Origin of the sequence: Pseudomonas sp. WS 5078 (assembly GCF_012985745.1) — a bacterium.
GTDB classification, from domain to species: Bacteria; Pseudomonadota; Gammaproteobacteria; order Pseudomonadales; family Pseudomonadaceae; genus Aquipseudomonas; species Aquipseudomonas lundensis_A.
In genome coordinates this window covers 25,700-46,303 of record NZ_JAAQWX010000018.1, presented here as the reverse complement: position 1 = coordinate 46,303, position 20,604 = coordinate 25,700, and the positions used below count along the sequence as shown (strand labels likewise).

General features: G+C 57.7%; 20 protein-coding genes. 8 read left to right on the top strand and 12 right to left on the bottom strand.

Going from position 1 to position 20,604, the window contains the following annotated elements; genetic code table 11:
- Positions 1–6 precede the first annotated feature (6 nt).
- The 7 genes from aroB to pilM all read right to left on the bottom strand — a co-directional run bounded on the left by aroB (position 7) and on the right by pilM (position 5,570).
- On the bottom strand, positions 7–1,107 hold the full coding sequence (gene aroB / locus HBN68_RS19945) for a 3-dehydroquinate synthase (RefSeq protein WP_169965854.1): 1,101 nt from the start codon (positions 1,105–1,107) through the stop codon (positions 7–9).
- 148 nt (positions 1,108–1,255) lie between these two features.
- Complete coding sequence (gene aroK / locus HBN68_RS19940) at positions 1,256–1,774, bottom strand: shikimate kinase AroK (protein ID WP_094993727.1); 519 nt, start codon at positions 1,772–1,774, stop codon at positions 1,256–1,258.
- A gap of 4 nt (positions 1,775–1,778) precedes the next feature.
- A complete protein-coding gene (locus HBN68_RS19935) occupies positions 1,779–3,164 on the bottom strand; it encodes a type IV pilus secretin PilQ family protein (protein WP_169965852.1) in 1,386 nt (461 codons plus the stop codon).
- A 12-nt stretch (positions 3,165–3,176) separates the two neighbouring features.
- Positions 3,177–3,695 (bottom strand): pilus assembly protein PilP, encoded by a 519-nt coding sequence (locus HBN68_RS19930; RefSeq protein WP_169965921.1) that lies wholly within the window; start codon positions 3,693–3,695, stop codon positions 3,177–3,179.
- A gap of 5 nt (positions 3,696–3,700) precedes the next feature.
- Complete coding sequence (pilO, locus tag HBN68_RS19925) at positions 3,701–4,321, bottom strand: type 4a pilus biogenesis protein PilO (RefSeq protein WP_169965850.1); 621 nt, start codon at positions 4,319–4,321, stop codon at positions 3,701–3,703.
- The gene (locus HBN68_RS19920) at positions 4,321–4,887 is read right to left on the bottom strand and encodes a PilN domain-containing protein (RefSeq protein ID WP_094993695.1); all 567 of its coding nucleotides are present in this window, start codon (positions 4,885–4,887) and stop codon (positions 4,321–4,323) included. The genes pilO and HBN68_RS19920 overlap by 1 nt, the downstream gene beginning before the upstream one ends.
- Complete coding sequence (gene pilM / locus HBN68_RS19915; protein ID WP_094993696.1) at positions 4,887–5,570, bottom strand: type IV pilus assembly protein PilM; 684 nt, start codon at positions 5,568–5,570, stop codon at positions 4,887–4,889. The genes HBN68_RS19920 and pilM overlap by 1 nt, the downstream gene beginning before the upstream one ends.
- A 202-nt stretch (positions 5,571–5,772) precedes the next feature.
- Here pilM and HBN68_RS19910 point away from each other — a divergent pair, with 202 nt between their 5' ends.
- Positions 5,773–8,199 (top strand): penicillin-binding protein 1A, encoded by a 2,427-nt coding sequence (locus HBN68_RS19910; protein ID WP_094993697.1) that lies wholly within the window; start codon positions 5,773–5,775, stop codon positions 8,197–8,199.
- A 140-nt stretch (positions 8,200–8,339) separates the two neighbouring features.
- Here HBN68_RS19910 and HBN68_RS19905 read toward each other — a convergent pair whose 3' ends face one another.
- From HBN68_RS19905 to rpmE, 3 genes are all read right to left on the bottom strand, one after another.
- The gene (locus tag HBN68_RS19905) at positions 8,340–9,608 is read right to left on the bottom strand and encodes a malic enzyme-like NAD(P)-binding protein (protein WP_094993698.1); all 1,269 of its coding nucleotides are present in this window, start codon (positions 9,606–9,608) and stop codon (positions 8,340–8,342) included.
- Positions 9,609–9,789: 181 nt separating this feature from the next.
- On the bottom strand, positions 9,790–10,617 hold the full coding sequence (locus tag HBN68_RS19900) for a thermonuclease family protein (protein WP_169965848.1): 828 nt from the start codon (positions 10,615–10,617) through the stop codon (positions 9,790–9,792).
- A 5-nt stretch (positions 10,618–10,622) separates the two neighbouring features.
- Positions 10,623–10,850: a 50S ribosomal protein L31 gene (rpmE, locus tag HBN68_RS19895; RefSeq protein ID WP_047272986.1), complete on the bottom strand. Its 228-nt coding sequence runs from the start codon at positions 10,848–10,850 to the stop codon at positions 10,623–10,625.
- A gap of 218 nt (positions 10,851–11,068) precedes the next feature.
- Between rpmE and HBN68_RS19890 the strand changes: the two genes are divergently transcribed.
- The 6 genes from HBN68_RS19890 to HBN68_RS19865 all read left to right on the top strand — a co-directional run bounded on the left by HBN68_RS19890 (position 11,069) and on the right by HBN68_RS19865 (position 18,532).
- Entirely contained in the window at positions 11,069–13,288 is a 2,220-nt protein-coding gene (locus HBN68_RS19890) for a primosomal protein N' (RefSeq protein ID WP_094993700.1), read from the top strand.
- A 209-nt stretch (positions 13,289–13,497) separates the two neighbouring features.
- The gene (gene argS / locus HBN68_RS19885; protein WP_169965846.1) at positions 13,498–15,234 is read left to right on the top strand and encodes an arginine--tRNA ligase; all 1,737 of its coding nucleotides are present in this window, start codon (positions 13,498–13,500) and stop codon (positions 15,232–15,234) included.
- Position 15,235: 1 nt separating this feature from the next.
- Entirely contained in the window at positions 15,236–15,928 is a 693-nt protein-coding gene (locus HBN68_RS19880) for an SPOR domain-containing protein (protein ID WP_047272983.1), read from the top strand.
- Between the two features lie 175 nt (positions 15,929–16,103).
- Positions 16,104–16,634 carry an ATP-dependent protease subunit HslV gene (gene hslV, locus HBN68_RS19875; protein ID WP_016783176.1) on the top strand — a complete coding sequence of 177 codons (531 nt, stop codon included), beginning with the start codon at positions 16,104–16,106 and terminating at the stop codon, positions 16,632–16,634.
- A gap of 67 nt (positions 16,635–16,701) precedes the next feature.
- On the top strand, positions 16,702–18,036 hold the full coding sequence (hslU, locus tag HBN68_RS19870) for an ATP-dependent protease ATPase subunit HslU (RefSeq protein WP_094993702.1): 1,335 nt from the start codon (positions 16,702–16,704) through the stop codon (positions 18,034–18,036).
- Positions 18,037–18,154: 118 nt separating this feature from the next.
- Positions 18,155–18,532 carry a DUF971 domain-containing protein gene (locus HBN68_RS19865; RefSeq protein ID WP_169965844.1) on the top strand — a complete coding sequence of 126 codons (378 nt, stop codon included), beginning with the start codon at positions 18,155–18,157 and terminating at the stop codon, positions 18,530–18,532.
- 151 nt (positions 18,533–18,683) lie between these two features.
- On the opposite strand, the gene HBN68_RS19860 is transcribed toward HBN68_RS19865, so the two are convergent.
- The gene (locus HBN68_RS19860; protein WP_169965919.1) at positions 18,684–19,400 is read right to left on the bottom strand and encodes a phasin family protein; all 717 of its coding nucleotides are present in this window, start codon (positions 19,398–19,400) and stop codon (positions 18,684–18,686) included.
- Positions 19,401–19,588: 188 nt separating this feature from the next.
- Complete coding sequence (locus tag HBN68_RS19855) at positions 19,589–19,870, bottom strand: polyhydroxyalkanoic acid system family protein (protein WP_094993705.1); 282 nt, start codon at positions 19,868–19,870, stop codon at positions 19,589–19,591.
- A 493-nt stretch (positions 19,871–20,363) separates the two neighbouring features.
- Between HBN68_RS19855 and HBN68_RS19850 the strand changes: the two genes are divergently transcribed.
- Positions 20,364–20,501 (top strand): hypothetical protein, encoded by a 138-nt coding sequence (locus tag HBN68_RS19850; protein ID WP_169965843.1) that lies wholly within the window; start codon positions 20,364–20,366, stop codon positions 20,499–20,501.
- The last annotated feature ends 103 nt before the right edge of the window (positions 20,502–20,604 follow it).

Genomic DNA, 20,604 nt, shown 5'->3' with positions numbered 1-20,604 from the left:
ATCTTATTAACCTTTGAGCTGAGCCAGCGCGCGGTAATCCGCACCCAGCGTGGCCTGTAGAACCTCTTGTGGATAATCGTCGGTCACTGTGGCTTCGCCCATGCGGCGTAACAGCACCAGGCGCAAGCGGCCGTCGATCACTTTTTTATCTATTGCCATGTGTTCCATGAAATCGGCAGGCGTCATCTCGGTGGGCGGCACCACCGGCAGACCCGCACGCTGGAACAGGCGAATGCCACGGTCACGTTCGGCCTCGGTGATCCAGCCCAGACGCGCCGACATTTCCAGCGCCATCACCGTGCCAGCCGCCACAGCCTCTCCATGCAACCATACCCCGTAGCCCATGTGGGTTTCGATGGCATGGCCAAAGGTGTGGCCCAGGTTGAGGGTGGCGCGCACGCCCGACTCACGTTCGTCGGCACCCACCACGGCGGCCTTGGCTGCGCAGGAACGCTGAATGGCCGTGGTCAGCGCGGCCTGATCCAGGGCGCGCAAGGCGTCAACGTTTTCTTCCAGCCAGGTCAGAAAAGGCTCGTCGCAAATCAGGCCGTACTTGATCACTTCCGCCAGCCCTGCCGACAGTTCGCGTGCTGGCAAGGTGTTCAGGCTGGTGGTGTCGATGAGTACCAGATTTGGCTGGTAAAACGCGCCCACCATGTTTTTGCCCAGCGGGTGATTGATGCCGGTTTTGCCGCCTACGGACGAATCCACTTGCGACAGCAAAGTGGTCGGCACCTGAATGAAGTCGACCCCGCGCTGGTAACACGATGCGGCAAAACCGGCCATGTCACCGATCACGCCACCACCCAGTGCAATGACCGTGGTGCGCCGATCATGGTGCGCCGTGAGCAAGCCATTGAAAATCAGCTGCAGGGTTTCCCAATTTTTGAATGATTCGCCATCGGGAAGGATGATCGGCAGCACCGAATAAGCCGCCAGGCTGCGGGTCAGACGCTCGAGATACAGAGGCGCTACGGTTTCGTTGGTCACAATTGCCACCTGGCGCCCGGCGATGTGCGGCGCCAGCAGCTCAGGCTGATCCAATAAACCCTCGCCAATATGAATCGGGTAGCTGCGCTCGCCTAGATCAACCTTCAGTGTCTGCATGAATCCCCGCATTGAAAAAGGACGGCTGGCGCCCTGTTTCGCAATTATCAAGTGTTGGCAGCGCCGGTGGGGACGCTGCCCAGTAGCTTTGGGTCATACCGCTTGCGGGCAGGACCGGCGCCGAGGATAGCGCATTTTGTACCAAGCTTTAACGAGGAGGAAGCTGGGCCAGACGCTCCAAAATGTCCAAAACCACCATCCGCGGCGGCCGTTCATCGGTTTCGACCACCACATCGGCGATTTCACGATAAAGCGGATCACGAATGGCCAGCAGATCGCGCAGGATTTTCTCCGGATTCGCATTGCGCAACAGGGGGCGATTACGATCGCGCGACGTACGCGCCACCTGCTGCTCGATGGAGGCATGCAGATACACCACGCGCCCACCTGCATGCAGGAACTTACGGTTTTCAGGCCGCATCACGGCCCCGCCCCCAGTTGCGAGCACAATGCCATCTTCATGGCACAACGCTTTAATCATGGCCGTCTCACGATCACGAAACCCCGCCTCACCTTCTTTATCGAAGATCCACGGGATATTCGTGCCGGTGCGCAGTTCGATTTCCTTGTCGGAATCTTTGAACGGCAGCCGCAGTTCCTTGGCCAGCAAACGTCCAATGGTGCTTTTACCCGCGCCCATCGGCCCAACAAGAATCAAATTTCGCACAGAATCAATGACTCGCAGCAATCGCCAGGTCGTTCATGATACGCGGAGTCAAGAACACCAGCAGCTCGGATTTTTTTTCGAGGACAAGGTCCCGACGGAAAAGTCGGCCAACATACGGCAGATCGCCCAAAAATGGCACTTTATCTACCACGTTGCTTTGCGTATTTGAGAACACGCCCCCAATCACGATGGTTTCTCCGTCTTTGACCAGCACCCTCCCGCGCACTTCGTTCTTCTTGATGGGCGGTACGTTGTTGACCATGTTCATGTAGTCCGGCTCGTCTTTTGTCACCACCACCTGCATGAGGATGCTGTTGTCCGGTGTGATCTGCGGGGTCACTTCCAGTGACAGCGAGGCTTCTTTGAACGACACGGAGGTGGCGCCGCTGGAGGTGGATTCCTGATAGGGAATTTCAGTGCCCTTCAGAATTTTTGCGGTCTCCTTGTCAGAAGTAACCACCTTGGGCTGCGAGATGATTTCGCCATTGCCCGTCTTTTCCATGGCGCTCAATTCGAGGTCCAGCAAGACATTGTTGGTGATGAAAGCGATGCCCAACCCTGAGGTGTGATTGGCAACGCCCAAGTCCACGAACGGTGCGCTGACTTCAGCGGCGCCCTCTACAACGGGCTTGTTGATGCCTCCTGCTTTCCAATTGCCCGCATTACGAATCTCGCCACCCCATCGCACGCCCAGTTTCTTTTCAAAATCTACCCCTGCTTCGACAATACGCGCCTCAATCATCACCTGACGCATGGGTACATCCAGTTGCGCCACGATGCGCCGTAGTTCGCCGAGCCGCTCGGCAGTCTGGAACGCGATGATGTGGTTAGTGCGCTCATCCACAGTGATCGAGCCTTGCCCTTCCACGCCTGGGGCATGGCCGGTCGCAGACTGAAACAGCTTGGCGATGTCCGCAGCCTTGGCGTGATTGACCTGCACCACCTCCCGACGCAAGGGGGCAAGGTCGGCTATCTGGTTACGTGCCTCCAGCGCCTGACGCGCCTGGGCGGCTATTTCATCCGCTGGCGCAATCAACATCACATTGCCTTCCATGCGTTTATCCAGGCCTTTGCTTTTGAGTACCAGGTCCAGCGCCTGATCCCAGGGCACGTCTTGCAGGTTGAGCGTGACATTGCCTTCAACGCCATCGCTGACCACCAGGTTGAACCGGGTAAAGTCCGCAAGAATCTGCAGCACCGTGCGCACTTCAATGTCCTGAAAGTTGAGCGACAGCAGGTCGCCCTCGTAGGTTTGAGCCTTGGCCTGCTCAGGCTGAACAACCCAAGGCGTCGACGCATCAGGGAGTATCAAAGGCGCACTGGCCAACACTGCCTGTGAATTCAGCGCACTCCATAGCGCCAGTCCACAGACCGGGAAAATCCTTTTCATGGTTTATTTCCGTTAAGACTGCTGTTTCAAAGGAATCGTCAGGGTTCTTTCCAGCCAACCGCCCCGACCATCAGAAATCACTTCAAACACTTCAACGTGCTGCGGGTTAAGCGCGACAATCCGGCCGTTATGACGACCCAAATAGTCACCGGACTGCAAACGATGCACGACACCCTTGGCGCGTAACAGGACGTTGTCCTGATACAGGTCCGACAAGGTGCCAACCATCTCGAACTGCTCAAGATCAATGTCTTCCAAAACGCTTTTGCTGCGCCCCTCATGGTCACTGTGGTCTGCATCACTCACCTGCCAGCGAGCCCCTTCCACCCCGAACGCCCCCTGAAAAGGGCTGCGCAGTGCAGTGGCTTCGTAGATAAACGCTCGGTGCTGCACACGGGTTGGCAGGGGGGGCACGGGAATGCCATCAATGGCTTGAAGCGCATGCAGTTCACGCTCCAGCGTCTCAATACCCTGCGGGTTGTCGCAACCCGCGAGGCTTGCCAGCGCACCGGCCAGCACACATCGATACATCACTCTCACGGGATCAGTCCTTGATCATTGGCGCGATAGGTTTTGGCCAGTAACGTCATGCGCAATGGGCCATTCGCTGCCGGGGTGGCTGCCGTCAGGGTGAAATCATGCACGGTGACGATCCGGGGTAAATCCGCAATACCACTGAGAAAAACCCCAAGGTCGTGATACCCGCCCACCACCATCAATTGCAGGGGAAGTTCGCTATAAACGGGTTGTAGTGTTTCAGGCAGCCACTGGATCTGTTCGATGATCAGGCCGCTGTTCTGGGCGAGCCGGGACACTTCGTCCAGCAAACCCGGCACTTGGGATTGACGCGGCAGTTGCCGCATTACATCGTCGAAGGCCACTTGTAGCGCTTCAAGATGCCGGTGATGGTCAACCAGTGACGCAGCCTCACGGGCACGGGTCGCCAATTGAGCAGTGAGTTCGGGCTCGGCATTGCGCTGCTCATGGAACCGGGCCAGCCCCGGCTTCAGCCAGAGCCCATACCCCGTCAGCAGAAGCAGCGCCGCGAGACCCGCTGCGACGACTGCTTTACGCCGGGGCGACCACATCCCGGCGTGTTTGAGATTCAATTCTTGCAGGTCAAAAGTACGCAGGCTCTCCAGCCATTGCGCGCCCATCAAAACTGCCCGCCATCATGGCCGTTTTGGGATTGCAGCACGGTCATCTGAAATAACCGTGCCTGGCTGTCCCCCTGCCCATCTTTGGCCCGCACCTCAATCAGCGTGGGAGCCTCCAGCCAATGGGAGGCGTCCAGATTGCGCATCAACTCGGCAACCAGTGCAGTGGACTGCGCCACCCCCGTAATCGCAATGGTGCGTTCGACCATCTTCACGTCGGTGAAATACACACCTTCCGGCAAACTGCGCGCCAGTTGATCGAACACGATGCTGCTGCCGGAGCGATTGCCTTGCAGTGTTTCGATGGTTTGCATGCGCTCCAACAATTGCTCACGGCGCACTTTTAACTGATCGATCTGCTGCGCACGTCCATCCAGTTGGACCATTGAACTTCGGATCAGATCATTACGCGCCAACTGTCGCTCCACAGCGCGGTCGACGAAATGATCCAGCACAAACAACCCGGCAGCCGTCACCACCAGCAACGCCACCAGCATGCCCACATACCTTTTGCGACGCTTTTCGCGCAGCCACTCACGCCATGGCAACAAATTGATTCGCGCCATCAATCGAACCCCCTCAAGGCCAGACCACAGGCTGTCAACAGCTGCGCAGCATCGCAGAAGAGCGCTTCGGGTGCGAGGCGAGGATTCACGTTCACCCCGGCAAGCGGGTTGTCAGGCTGATAACCGGGCAAGCCACTCAACCATTGCACGCCCCGGGCATGGGCGTGATCGCGCACCTCAATGACCTTCGCCTGCAAGCCGGCACCCGCCAGCACCGATTGATGCCATTCAAGCGCTTGCTGGCGGCACACAGCCAGCAACACGCTGATGCGGTGTGGGTTCTCGAGTGAAGGCCCCAGCACTTGGAAATCAAGTGCGGCGTCATCAAGGTCATACGGAACGTACTGTTCGGCCTCAAGGCGCACATGCAGTTCGAGGTCCTGCTCGCTCAGGCCCGGTTCCACCTCGATGATTTTGCAAATCACCTGCGTGTCGGGCATTGATATCGCAGCGCTGCGTGCCTGTATGCCCGCTTTGTTCAACGCGATAGACACAACCTGCGCGACACTTTTTGCCGTAAGACCTGTCAGATCGTGCAACGGCATGACTGGCAAGGGCTCCATGGCATAGGCTTCAAGCTGATAGCCACTGCGTGAGCGGCTTAATTCGACGATATTGATCGAGTCTGGTCCAACCTCGACACCCGCGTAACGCTGAGGTTTTTTTGTGAACAATCCGGGCACAGCTATTTTCCCTAATGCAATCCGTGGCTTACGGAGGGTGAAAAATGAGATCCGTTCATAATCCGTTCCGACATGAGGTCCCTGACGCCCATGACCGAAAAATGCTTATAATGCCGGGCGTTTTTTTCCGCATTGTCGACCCGGCGCGCCTGCGCACAACCCTGACGTGCAACCCATTTCTTAATCTGGAAATCCAAAAGCCTTGATTCGTCTGCTGAAGTTTTTCGGGTGGTCATTCGTTGCTGTGATCTGCGGGCTCGTGCTCGGGCTAAGCGGCGCGTTTCTCTATCTTAGTCCTGGCTTGCCGTCTGTAGAGTCGTTGAGAAGCATCCAGTTGCAGATTCCTTTGCGGGTCTACACCAGCGACGGCAAGTTGATTGCAGAGTTTGGCGAAATGCGCCGCTCTCCGATCAAGTTCGCCGACATTCCCCCCAATTTCATTAATGCCTTGCTGTCGGCTGAAGATGACAACTTCGCCAATCATTACGGGGTCGACCCCAGCAGCCTGATGCGTGCCGCCACCCAGTTGGTAAAAAGCGGACACATACAATCGGGTGGTAGCACCATCACGATGCAGGTGGCGAAGAACTATTTCCTATCCAGTGAGCGGAGCTTTTCCCGCAAAACCAACGAAATCCTGTTGGCACTGCAAATCGAACGCGAGCTGACCAAGGACGAAATCCTTGAGCTGTACGTGAACAAGATTTACCTGGGTAATCGCGCCTACGGCATCGAATCGGCCGCCCAGGTGTATTACGGCAAATCGATCCGCGATTTGAGCCTGGCGCAAATGGCCATGATCGCAGGCCTGCCCAAAGCCCCCTCGCGCTTCAACCCGCTGGCTAACCCGGTGCGCAGCAAAGAGCGCCGCGACTGGATTCTGGGCCGCATGTACAAGTTGGGCAAAATCGATCAGGCCAGCTACGAAGCTGCCATTGCCGAGCCGGTCAACGCCAGTTATCACGTGCCGACACCGGAAGTGAACGCCCCTTACATTGCCGAGATGGCCCGCGCCGAAATGGTCGGTCGTTATGGCAGCGAGGCCTACACAGAAGGTTATCGCGTCACCACCACGGTGCCGAGCGACTTGCAGGAACTGGCCAACAAGTCTGTCGAAGACGGGCTGATTACCTACGACCAGCGCCACGGCTATCGCGGCCCTGAATCACGCTTCCCGGGCAAGACGCTGGCCGTATGGAAGCAAGAGCTGGCCAAGCAGCGCCCGATTAGCGGGCTTGAGCCTGCCATCGTGACCGAGGTCGACAAAGATGGCCTGCACGTCCTGACCCGCACGGGTGAAGGCCGCGTGAGCTGGGACAGCATGAAGTGGGCACGACGCTTCCTGAACACCAACAGCATGGGCCCGATGCCCAAGCAGCCAGCCGACGTGGCGCAGGTGGGCGATCTGATTCGCGTCCAGCCACAACCCGATGGCAGTTTCAAGTTCAGCCAGGTGCCGACAGTACAAGGCGCGCTGGTTTCACTTGACCCGAACAATGGGGCCATCCGCGCATTGGTGGGCGGTTTCGCGTTTGAGCAGAGCAACTACAACCGTGCAATGCAGGCCAAGCGTCAGCCGGGTTCGAGCTTTAAGCCCTTCATTTACAGCGCAGCACTGGATAACGGCTATACCGCTGCCACGCTGGTGAACGATGCGCCCATCGTATTTGTTGACGACTACCAGGACAAAGTCTGGCGGCCGAAAAACGACAACAACACGTTCCTCGGCCCTATCCGTGTTCGCGAAGCGCTGTACAAGTCGCGCAACCTGGTGTCTATCCGCCTGCTGCAGAGCCTGGGCGTCGACAAGACCGTCGACTACATCAGCAAATTTGGTTTCAGCAAACAGGACTTGCCGCGCAACCTGTCGCTGGCGCTGGGGACCGCGACCTTGACGCCCATGGAGATCGCCATGGGCTGGAGCACCTTTGCCAACGGCGGTTACAAAATCACGCCTTACCTGATCGACAAGATAGAAAGCCGTAACGGCGAGACCCTGTTCGTGGCCAACCCGCCGAGCGTACCGAAAAACGCCAGCAAGGATGTACCGCCTGAAGCCGAAGAACTGACCATCGACACGATCAATGCCGCGCCGGGCCTGCCAACGACTGAAACCCAGGCCGTGGCCGAGCGCATCGTCGACGGGCGCACCACGTATATCCTGACCAGCATGCTGCAGGACGTGATCAAGCTCGGTACCGGCCGTCGCGCCTTGTCGCTGGGCCGCACTGATCTGGCCGGTAAAACCGGTACGACCAACGAATCCAAGGATGCGTGGTTCTCGGGCTATAACGCCGATTACGTGACCACGGTATGGACCGGTTTCGACCAGCCCGAAAGTCTTGGACGCCGTGAATATGGCGGCACGGTAGCGCTGCCGATCTGGATCAACTACATGGGCGGCGCGCTGAAAGGCAAACCGGCTCATACCCAGGCCGAGCCCGAAGGAATTCTCAGCCTGCGGGTTGACCCAATCAGCGGCCGCGTCGCGTCACCGGGCACACCGGGTGCGTACTTTGAACTGTTCAAAAGTGAAGACACGCCACCGTCCAACAGCGAGCTGGGCAATGGCGTTGCACCGGGCAGCCCGCTGCCCGCTGAAGATGGCGCCCCGATCGACCTGTTCTGACGTATCGCACCCACCAGAGGCCGAGCCCCAAGGAATCGGCCTCTCACGCTTAAACACTGCACGCTGGGATGCCCCTTCTGCAGAACCAAAAAAGCCCCGGCACTCGCGTGCCGGGGCTTTTTGTTTAGCGCTGTCGCAATTTAGCCGTTGAACACGTCATCCACGCTTTTGAGCGGGTAGTTCTTCGGGTACGGCAGGGTTGCAACACCGGTCTCGATGGCAGCTTTGGCCACAGCGTCGGAGATCACGGTGATCAGGCGAGCGTCCATTGGTTTCGGAATGATGTACTCACGACCGAATTCCAGCTTGATACCGCCGTAGGCGTCACACACGTCCTGTGGCACTGGCAGCTTGGCCAGTTCGCGCAGGGCGTTGGCCGCAGCGATCTTCATCTCTTCGTTGATGCGCTTGGCGCGAACGTCCAGTGCCCCACGGAAGATGAACGGGAAACCCAGCACGTTGTTGACCTGGTTCGGGTAGTCCGAACGGCCGGTGGCCATGATCACGTCGTCACGGGTGGCGTGCGCCAGTTCCGGGGCGATTTCCGGGTCCGGGTTCGAGCATGCGAACACGATCGGGTTGGCCGCCATGGATTTCAGGCCTTCAGCGCTCAGCAGGTTTGGACCGGACAGGCCGACAAACACGTCAGCGCCTTCCAGGGCGTCAGCCAGGGAACGCTTCTCGGTGGCGTGGGCAAACACTGCCTTGTACTGGTTCAGGTCATCACGGCCGGAGTGAATCACGCCGGTACGGTCAACCATGAAGATGTTTTCGATGGTTGCACCCATGCTCACCAGCAACTTCATGCAGGAGATGGCTGCAGCGCCAGCGCCCAAGCAGACGATTTTGGCGTCAGACAGGGTTTTACCGGCGATTTCCAGGGCATTGATCATGCCGGCTGCGGTCACGATTGCAGTACCGTGCTGGTCATCGTGGAATACCGGGATGTCGCACTGCTCGATCAGAGCACGTTCGATCTCAAAGCACTCAGGGGCCTTGATGTCTTCGAGGTTGATACCGCCGAAGGTGATGGAAATGCGTTTAACCGTGTCGATGAAAGCCTGAGGGCTCTCGGAATCGACTTCGATATCGAACACATCGATACCGGCGAAGCGCTTGAACAGTACGCCCTTGCCTTCCATCACAGGTTTGGAAGCCAATGGACCGAGGTTACCCAGGCCCAGAATGGCGGTACCGTCGGAAATAACGGCAACCAGGTTGCCCTTGCCAGTGTACTTGTAGGCCAGCTCGGGATCGCGGGCGATTTCGCGCACTGGTTCGGCTACACCCGGGCTGTATGCCAACGCGAGATCGCGGGCAGTTGCGGTGGCTTTGGTGAGCTCGACACTCAGTTTCCCTGGACGGGGCTGGGCATGATATTCGAGAGCGGCGGTTTTCAAATCAGACATGTGGGCATTCCGCTTTTTTGCTGTTGGACAGACGGATCGCCGAGCATACGCGTGTCGTAAAGTCCCGACAAGACTGGCCGGTCAGCAGTGTCAAGGGCTTTACCCTACGACTTTGGGCCAAGACCCGCAGCCAGCAAGGGCTTGAGTGTTCACAATCTACATTTAAAATTGTCTACAATTTTTAGCGAAAACTGACTTTTAGCATTCCCGGATGCGTCAAAGGCAACATCCAGCGTGCCTGCCCCGCTTTCAAATTACCCCGGCGCGAGCGATCAAGCACCCAACCGCGCGCCTCTAGTTGCCTTCCCTGCAATCGCGATAGGGTTTTTGGGTCGAAACTGGCCAAATGATTGGGTGCAATGTGCAACACCAAACCCCCATCAAGGTCGATCCAAAATCCACCGCGATTGCGTTGAACGTTGCGCACCGTACCGCTCACGAGCACGAAGCCCGAGCGGCTGATTTGCGACGGCGCCAGCACTGGCGAATGCCGCCACAACCCCGCCCCGGCCGAACGTGCGCGCTGTTCGGCCGTTTGTTGGCACGCCAGCAGTTCTACGTTGGGCGCAATTGCGACCTGATAGGCGAGGCCGTCGGCCAGCAGTTGCGCTTCAAAATTGCTGCCATCCGCGCCGAACACGTGGGCAAGCGTGCGACCGTAGCGGTCTTTGGCCTGCTTGCCCATCAGCAACCCGACGCGTCCGTCGCTACGTGCTACCAAGGCCTGCAAACGCTTGCGGGCAGCATCAGCATAGGGCTCGGCGCTCTGGCCTTTTTTACCGGTTTCCGGCGCATTGAGGCCGATCATCCGCACACTGCGACCGTCTTTGAGCCGCAGGGTGTCGCCGTCGACCACGCGCTCCACCTGAGCTGGCGTTACAGCACGCGCCGCCGGGCACAATACCTCGGCCTGAACGCAAGAAAGCCAAATCGCGGGCACAAAAAAGGCGCCCGCAAGGGACGCCTTTTTCAATAACCCGGTCAGACCCAAGAGCCTGTCCAGAGTCATACGCCTTACTCGGCGGCTTTTTTGGTAGTACCGAAAGCACCGAAACGAGTTTTGAAACGATCAACACGACCGCCAACGTCCAGAGTTTTCTGCTTACCGGTGTAGAACGGGTGGCACTCGTTGCATACGTCAGTGTTCAGTGGCTTGCACAGGTTCGAACGGGTTTCGAACTTGTTGCCGCAGCTGCAAGTTACTTCGATGACTTCGTACGCTGGATGGATATCGGCTTTCATGGGTATTCCTCAGGCTAGCGTGCCGCCACTCAACACCATTGTTGAATACCGCACGTAAATTTAGGGCGCCGATAATACCAGACCTTTGCATTGACGCAAGCGGCCAAGCATGCTCCCTCCAAAATCATTCATCTTTAAACGGCCTGCCTTTTAGTCCCGAAGTGCTTTGTCTGCTAGTCTCCGGGCCATCTTTGCCGTTCATCACTTGAGAGCCCCGCGTGCCCGACGCCATTTTGCGCCTTGCCCTGCCTTCCCCCTTGCGCCGCTTGTTTGATTACCGGGCGCCTGCGGGCGTACGCCGCGATCAACTGCAGCCGGGCATGCGCTTGCGGGTGCCGTTCGGTCGACGCGAGATGATTGGCATGTTGGTAGAAGTGGTCGATCACAGCGATGTGCCCGCCGACAAACTCAAGCCCGCGATTGCACTGCTTGATACCACCGCGCCCCTGCCCCCTTCGCTGTTCAAACTTTGCCTGTGGACGTCGCAGTATTACCAGCACAGCCTGGGCGACACCCTGAGTTGGGCATTGCCGGTTCTGTTGCGTCAGGGCGAATTGGCCGAAGCGCGTCAGGAACGCTTTTGGCAGGTGGCCCCCGGCGCTCGCCTGGACGACCCGCGCATCGCCCGTGCACCCCGTCAACGGGAGGCGCTGGCGACCTTGTCGCAGCATCCGCATGGCGTTGCACATCAGTTGTTGAGCAAGCTGATGCTGAGCAAAGACAGCCTGGACCTGTTGTTGGCCAAAGAGCTGGTCACCGTGGAAATCCGCCGTCATGCCCCAAGCGAGCGCCACGAGCACTGGCTGGCGCAGCCCGAACTGCCACTCAACAGTGAACAGCGGGCCGCGTATGAGGCCATCCACGCCGGGCTCGGCAGCTTTCATGCATTTTTGTTGGCCGGGGTAACGGGCAGCGGCAAGACCGAAGTGTATTTGCAACTGATCCGCGAGACGCTGGAAGCCGGCAAGCAAGCGCTGGTGCTGATCCCGGAGATCAACCTCGGCCCGCAAACCCTGGCCCGCTTCGAGCAGCGCTTCAATGCGCGCATCGCGCTGGTGCATTCGGCGGTCAATGACCGTGAACGCCTTGAAAGCTGGCTGGCCGCCCGGGATGGCGAAGCCGACATTATTATTGGCACCCGCTCGGCACTGTTCACCCCGATGAAAAACCCGGGGCTGATCATCATCGACGAAGAACACGACGGCTCTTATAAACAGCAGGAAGGCTTGCGTTATCACGCCCGCGACCTGGCACTGGTGCGAGCACGACAGGAAAACATCCCGATCGTGCTCGGATCTGCCACCCCGTCTTTGGAAAGCCTGCATAACGCCTACACCGGCCGTTATGGTTTGCTGCGCCTGAATGAACGCGCTGGTGGAGCCAAACAGCCACGCTTCCTGCGGCTCGATGTAAAAAGTCGTCCGCTGGACAGCGGCATTTCCGGGCCGATGCAACAAGCGATTGGTCAGACGCTGGCAGCAGGTCAGCAGGTGTTGGTGTTCCTCAATCGCCGGGGTTTTGCACCCACGTTGCTGTGCCATGACTGCGGCTGGATGTCGGAGTGCCAGCGCTGTGATGCGCGCATGACCGTTCATCAGCGCTCGGGGGAGTTGCGCTGCCACCACTGTGGCTATGTCGAACGTGTCCCGCGCAATTGCCCGCAATGCGGCAAGGTTGACTTACGCCCCGTTGGCGCGGGCACCGAGCGCGCCGAAGAGCGGCTGGGGATTTTGTTCCCGGACTACCCGGTGCTGCGTGTCGACCGCGACAGCACCTCACGCAAAGATGCGATGAACCAACTGTTCGCCACCATCCAGAAAGGCAAACCGTGCATTTTGATCGGCACGCAAATGCTCGCCAAGGGCCATCACTTCCCGCGGGTCACACTGGTGTCAATTCTGGACGCCGATGGTGGTCTGTTTTCCGGTGATTTTCGCGCCAGCGAGCGCATGGCGCAGTTGATTGTGCAGGTGGCCGGACGTGCCGGGCGCGCCGAAGAGCCGGGCAAGGTGATTATCCAGACCCACCTGGCCGACCACCCGCTGCTGATCCAGCTGACAGAGCAAGGCTACTTCGCCTTTGCCGAGCAAGCGCTCAGTGAACGCCGCGCGGCCGGGTTGCCACCGTTCGCGCACCTGGCCTTGTTGCGGGCCGAAGCCCATAAACCGGGGCAGGCCGAAGGGTTTCTGGATGAAGCGTGCAGCGAGGCCGAACGCCTGTTGGGCGAACTGAACCTGACCGGCGTCGAACTGCTTGGCCCAGTGCCCGCGCCAATGGAACGCCGTGCCGGGCGCTACCGCGCTCAATTATTGTTGCAGGCCAATGCCCGTGCGCCGTTGCACCGGTTGCTAAGTCAATGGCTGTTGGTGCTCGAACAAATGCCTGGCGGACGACAAGTGCGCTGGTCGCTGGACGTTGATCCGGTTGACCTCTATTGACCGCACAGTTGTTGATCGAGAGCAACTGCGCCCCTATCTATATAGGCACCCTTGAAGGTGTGAACGGATCCCGGATCACGAAGGGATCGCCACCACAGATCCATTACCCGACTGCCAAGGTTGGCAAGGCCGACCCGGCAACGGATAATGCCCAGTTTTTCCACCTGCGCAATGAAGCGCTACCGCGCTTGCGGTCGAAAGAGAAGACCATGAAAGACACCATTCGCCAGCTTATTCAACAAGCCCTTGCTCAACTCGTCACAGAAGGTGTGTTGCCTGAAGGCCTGACGCCAGCGATTCAGGTGGAAAACGCCCGTGACAAAACCCACGGTGACTTCGCCAGCAACATCGCCATGATGCTGGCCAAGCCTGCGGGCATGAAGCCGCGTGACCTGGCTGAAAAAATCATCGCTGCCCTGCCGGCCGATGAACAAATCAGCAAGACTGAAATCGCCGGCCCCGGTTTCCTGAACTTCTTCCAGAACACCCAGGCGCTGGCATCGCGTCTCGATGCCGCGCTGGCCGACGAAAAAATCGGCGTGCGCAAGGCCACCCCGCCCATGCGCACCGTCATCGACATGTCCGCCCCCAACCTGGCCAAAGAAATGCACGTTGGCCACCTGCGTTCGACCATCATTGGCGACGGCGTAGCCCGCGTGCTGGAGTTCCTGGGCGACGAAGTGATCCGTCAGAACCACGTAGGCGACTGGGGCACCCAATTCGGCATGCTGATGGCCTATCTGGAAGAGAACCCGATCACCAGCAACGAGCTGTCTGACCTCGAAAACTTCTACCGTGCCGCTAAACAGCGTTTTGACGAGTCGCCCGAGTTTGCCGACCGTGCCCGTAGCCTGGTGGTCAAGCTGCAAGCCGGCGACCCGGATTGCCTGGCGCTGTGGTCCAAGTTCAAGGACATCTCGCTGTCACACTGCCAGAAAATTTACGAACTGCTGAACGTCAAACTGACCATGGCCGACGTCATGGGCGAAAGTGCCTACAACGACGACTTGATCAACGTGGTCAACGACCTCAAGGCCAAAGGCATGCTGGTCGAGAGCAACGGCGCACAATGCGTGTTCCTCGATGAGTTTAAAAACGCTGAAGGCGAGCCGCTGCCTGTGATCATCGTCAAGGCCGACGGCGGCTACCTGTATGCCACCACTGACTTGGCGGCCATCCGCTACCGCAGCGGCGTCCTCAAAGCCGACCGCGCGTTGTACTTCGTCGACCAGCGTCAGGCCCTGCACTTCCAGCAAGTGTTCGCCGTAGCGCGCAAGGCCGGTTTCGTGACGCACCCGATGGACATGGAGCACATGGGCTTCGGCACCATGAACGGCGCTGACGGCCGCCCGTTCAAAACCCGCGACGGTGGCACGGTCAAACTGATCGACCTGCTCAACGAAGCCAAAGAGCGCGCCTACGCGCTGGTTAAAGAGAAAAACCCGGAGCTGCCGGAAGAAGAACTGCGCGCCATCGCCAAAGTGGTCGGCATCGACGCGGTCAAATACGCCGACTTGTCCAAGCACCGTGCCAGCGACTACAGCTTCAACTTCGATCTGATGTTGAACTTCGAAGGCAATACCGCGCCTTACTTGCTGTACGCGTACACCCGTGTGGCGGGCGTGTTCCGCAAACTGGGCAAAAACTTCAACGAAGTTGAAGGTCACATCGTGCTGCAAGCGCCGCAAGAACTCGAGCTGGCAGCCAAGCTGGCGCAATTCGGCGAAGTGCTGAACAACGTGGCCGAGAAAGGCACGCCGCATATTCTGTGTACCTATCTGTACGAAGTGGCGGGCCTGTTCTCCAGCTTCTATGAGAACTGCCCGATCCTGAACGCAGAAGACGAAACACAAAAACAAAGCCGCCTGCGCCTGGCAGCCCTGGCGGGCCGTACCCTCAAGCAAGGTCTGGAATTGCTGGGCCTGGAAACTCTGGAGCGCATGTAAGTTGGCCGCCAAGAAAAAACCTGCACCCAAGCGCGGCGCCAGTCGGTATCAGGCGCCCGCCAAGCAACCGATTCCGGGTTGGCTGTGGATGGCCATCGGCCTGACCGTGGGCGCATTTATCGTGTTTCTGATGAAACTCGAACCCGGCAAGGGCGACGACGTCAAACGGGTCAAGCAAGAGCAGCAGAAGGCTTCGCAAACGGCGCAAGCTAATAAAACACCGCCAAGCCCGACGCAACCGGCCAAGCCTAAGTACGACTTCTACACGTTGCTGCCCGAGTCTGAAGTGATCGTGCCGCCAGAAGCCGTGCCGGAGAAAACCCCGCCGACGCCGCAAACCGCGCCGCTGGCACCCGTGACTCCGGCTGAAGCGGCCAAGATCGACACCGCGCGTGCCCAGGCGGCATTGAGCGGCATCACACCACCGCCTGCGCCACCGGTGGCCAAAGCAGCACCGGTCACCAAGTTCTTCTTGCAGGCGGGCTCGTTCCGCAAACAAGCGGACGCAGAAAAAGTGCGCGCCCAGATCATCCTGCTCGGCCAGACCGCCACGGTCGAAGCCGGTACCGTGAAGGATGAAACCTGGTACCGCGTGCTGGTGGGGCCGTTCAGCAACCGCGACCAGCTCACCGTTGCGCAAAAGCAATTGGCGGGCAGCGGCTTTAGTAACCTGTTGCTACAGCAGCGCCGCTAACCCTCGTCAGCCCGCCGTGCTTGCAGATCCCACTCAGGATCTTCAGGCACAGGTTGGCTGGCGATTGTTGTTTCACCGCTCATCCACATTCCCTTCTCGCAGTTGAAATACTCGACTGCACCCCCATATGTATCTCCAACAGGCATTTTCGCCCCGCTGCGTGGAGACTCTTCCCTTGACCACCATCGTTTCAGTACGCCGTCACGGCAAAGTTGTCATGGCTGGCGACGGCCAGGTTTCACTTGGCAACACCGTCATGAAAGGCAATGCGAAAAAAGTCCGTCGTCTCTATCACGGTCAGGTCATTGCCGGTTTCGCTGGCGCCACCGCTGATGCATTTACCCTCTTCGAACGTTTTGAAGGCCAACTGGAAAAACACCAGGGTCATTTGGTTCGCGCTGCTGTCGAGTTGGCCAAAGAATGGCGTACCGACCGCTCGCTGAGCCGCCTTGAAGCCATGCTGGCCGTTGCCAACAAAGATGCTTCATTGATCATCACCGGCAACGGTGACGTGGTTGAGCCTGAAGACGGCTTGATCGCCATGGGTTCGGGCGGTGCATTCGCTCAAGCCGCTGCACGCGCCCTGCTGATGAAAACCGAGCTGTCGGCCCGCGAAATTGCCGAAACCGCTTTGGGCATCGCTGGCGACATCTGTGTATTCACCAACCACAACATCACTATTGAGGAGCAGGACCTCGCTGAATAAACAGCCTGCCGGGTCAATTCATCGACCCGTTCGTGCCCTTCATTCAGCTAGAGGAACGCCAACTACTATGTCCATGACCCCCCGCGAAATCGTCCACGAACTCAATCGCCATATCATCGGCCAGGACGATGCCAAGCGTGCCGTCGCTATTGCGCTGCGTAACCGCTGGCGCCGCATGCAGCTCCCTGAAGAGCTGCGCGTTGAAGTGACGCCCAAGAACATCCTGATGATCGGCCCGACCGGTGTCGGTAAAACCGAAATTGCCCGTCGCCTGGCCAAACTTGCCAATGCACCGTTCATCAAGGTAGAAGCCACCAAGTTCACTGAAGTGGGCTATGTGGGCCGCGACGTCGAGTCGATCATTCGTGATCTGGCAGACGCTGCAATCAAATTGTTGCGCGAACAGGAAATCGTCAAAGTTCGTCACCGTGCCGAAGACGCTGCCGAAGAACGCATCCTCGATGCGTTGCTGCCACCGGCGCGTACCTTTGGTGAAGAAGCCGCTGCCCCGCAGGACACAAACACTCGCCAGCTGTTCCGCAAGCGCCTGCGCGAAGGCCAGCTGGACGACAAAGAGATCGAAATCGAAGTGGCTGATGCCGTTGGCGTCGATATCTCCGCGCCGCCAGGTATGGAAGAAATGACCAACCAATTGCAGAGCCTGTTTGCCAACATGGGCAAAGGCAAGCGCAAGAGCCGCAAGCTGAAAGTCAAAGAAGCCCTGAAAATGGTGCGTGACGAAGAAGCCGGCCGTCTGGTCAATGACGAAGAGCTCAAAGCCAAAGCGCTGGAAGCTGTTGAGCAACACGGCATTGTGTTCATCGACGAAATCGACAAAGTGGCCAAGCGCGGCAACGTGGGCGGCGCCGATGTTTCCCGTGAAGGCGTACAGCGCGACTTGCTGCCGCTGATCGAAGGCTGCACGGTCAACACCAAGCTGGGCATGGTCAAAACTGACCATATCCTGTTCATTGCTTCGGGCGCATTTCACCTGAGCAAGCCAAGCGACCTGGTGCCTGAGCTGCAAGGCCGTTTGCCGATCCGTGTCGAGCTCAAAGCGTTGTCGCCTGAAGACTTCGAACGTATCCTCAGCGAGCCGCACGCCTCATTGACCGAGCAATACCGCGAGTTGCTGAAAACTGAAGGCCTGAACATCGAGTTCATGCCTGAAGGGATCAAGCGCCTGGCCGAGATTGCCTGGAAAGTGAACGAGAAAACCGAAAACATCGGTGCGCGCCGTTTGCACACGCTGCTTGAGCGCTTGCTGGAAGAGGTGTCCTTCAGCGCAGGCGACATCGCCAGCGCGCAACAAGAAGAGCCGATCCGGATCGACGCCGAGTACGTCAACAGCCACTTGGGCGAGTTGGCAGAAAACGAAGACCTGTCGCGCTACATCTTGTAAGCCACGTGCCCGCAAGGGCAAACATGACACCTGTAGCCGCTGGCGCAGGTTGCGAAGAGGACTTAAGCCTGTTCGTGACCTGCACCCGCGGCTACGGTGTTTATGGAGACCAACGGTTATGACCATGATTCCGAACGCCATCAACCTGCATAAAGCCTCGAAAACACTCACGCTCAAGTACCACTCAGGCGAGGAATACCATCTGCCTGCCGAGTTCTTGCGTGTGCACTCACCGTCCGCCGAGGTTCAAGGCCACGGCAATCCAATCCTGCAAACGGGCAAGATCAATGTGGGGATCAACAAAGTTGAGCACGCAGGCCAATACGCGCTAAAGATCACCTTTGATGACGGGCACGACAGCGGGCTGTTTACGTGGGAGTACTTGCATGAGCTGGGGCGGCGTCAGACTGAGCTTTGGGACGACTACCTGGCTGAACTTAAAAAAGCCGGAAAGTCTCGCGACCCGTCCGAGTCAATCGTCAAATTAATGTTGTGAGAGGCTTGGCTGCCTGCTTTGCACACTGGCTGTAATTGACGACTCACACCAAACGGCTTTCATCGGCTCATTGCGAGGTTGCGCCGTAGCGGGGTCATACGCCAGGCGCAATCTCGTGCTGCTCGTCAGCGGCTGCGAAGCTTAGCGTTCGTCAGGACGCCGGTGTTTCAGTTTTTTGCGGGGTGGCTGCTGGAGGGGTGGCTGCTGTGGTCTTGGGTGGCGTCGGCTTTTTGCTTGCTGCTGGCTTTTGCGTGGCGGATTTGGGAGCTGCCGGTTTAGCCGCAGATTTGCTGGCCGCAGTAGGTGTTTTTTTGGCCGCTGGCTTGGCTGCAGGTTTAGTTGCTGGCTTGAGCGCAGGTTTGCTGACAGGTTTGGCTGGCGCTGCTTTGGCGGCAGCAGGCTTGGCCGCTGGTTTAGCTGGCGCAGGCTTGCTGGGTGCTGGCGTTTTGGTTGCCGCTACTTTGGCAGCTGCTGTCGACAACTTTTCAATGTGCTTGGTCAGCGTCTCAACTTTAGCCTGCAAGACTTTAACTTCATCACGGCTTGGCACGCCTAAGCGAGAAATGGCATTGCTCAAGCGCTTGTCGAACGCTTCTTCCAGCTCACCCCATTTACCCAAGGCCAACTCTTTTACATCCTCGACCTTGGAACGGGTGGCCGATTTGGTTGATTTAGGTTCAGCGGCCTTGGTCAGTTTCTCGGCCTTCTCGCCATCCTTGACCAAACTGTCAAAAAGCTTGCTGCCATCGGTGTCAATTTTCGAATACACACCCAGACCTGCCAGCCAGATTTTGCGCGAATATTCTTCTACTTTGCCTACCCATGAATGGCTTTCTTTAGCAGGTGCAGCCGGTTTTTTAGCAGCCATCGTGTTCCCCTCAATGTTCAGTCGCGACATACGTAGCCAAACTGTCGAATCATCAAGATGAACAAAATGTTCACCTCCAACAGGTTTAGACGCTAAAGCCGTGTAATTCAAGGGGCGGCTACGCCAGATACAACCATGGCCTGCGAAGGCCATGGTTTTCGAGAAGTATGAGCTTGAGGCGCCAGGCCTCAACCCAATTCTTTATTCAGGATCGAATTGATCGTGGACTCAATAACGCCCTTGAATGCGCTTTGTAAAAAATTCAGCTCCACGAATACCGTCACCACTTTGTCTGTGACTTCCAGCGTACCGGTAATCCCGGTCAGCCCATGTTTAACCGTCACGCCCGTATCAGACCAATAGGTTGTCAAACCATACTGTTCAGCCAAGCCATCGACCAGGGCGCGCGCGCTCGCCAATGCCTTATCAAGGCCCAAATTGTGCTCACGTGTAATCTTTACATTCGCCATAAAATAAATCCTTTTAATAGTAGGTGTTAATCACCAAGATCAAACGCCATCCAGGCGCCTGTTAGAAATAGTTACATTATCTCGCTGATTTAATTAAATGAGTCTCCCGCCAATCCGGGCGAGCAGCACAGCCACACATGACACCGATAACATACAGAACTGAGTACCGGACTATTCCAAGTAAGACTGCAACCAATAAAGCTTCGACCTTCAATAATCACTGCTTTATTCGCTATAAATAACTGTAGCGCGCTCCCAAAAACCCACAACACGAGCAAGCTAATGACCGACCTTTAATGCAAGTGCTCTAACATGCACCTAACAAATCTTTCATCCCTTTAACTTCATGCTTTAAAGCGCTTAAAAGTAAAACCCCCTACAACTTAGAGCACCCAAGCGTACTTAAAGAGTGATAAACCACTACAAATCAAACAAGGATTGTTCTTTTCAGACCTGCAAGTCGTGTGGCGAGCATCCGTCGGGAGCGTTGCTCATGCCAAATAAACCTTTGATCAGCGTACCGTACTTGCTTTTGACCCGCGACCAACGCCGTCTATGCACCGACCTGTTCTTGAGCGAGCGCCTTGGCCCCAACGCCCAATTGCTCTGGCATTGTCAAACAGTCGAGTGATCAAGCCGTTCATCTGCTAAAAAACCGCCGAGGCAGCACATTTCATGTACGCAGGTTCCACGCAAGGCAAAAACGCCATCCCTTTCTGGAAGGGATGACGTTA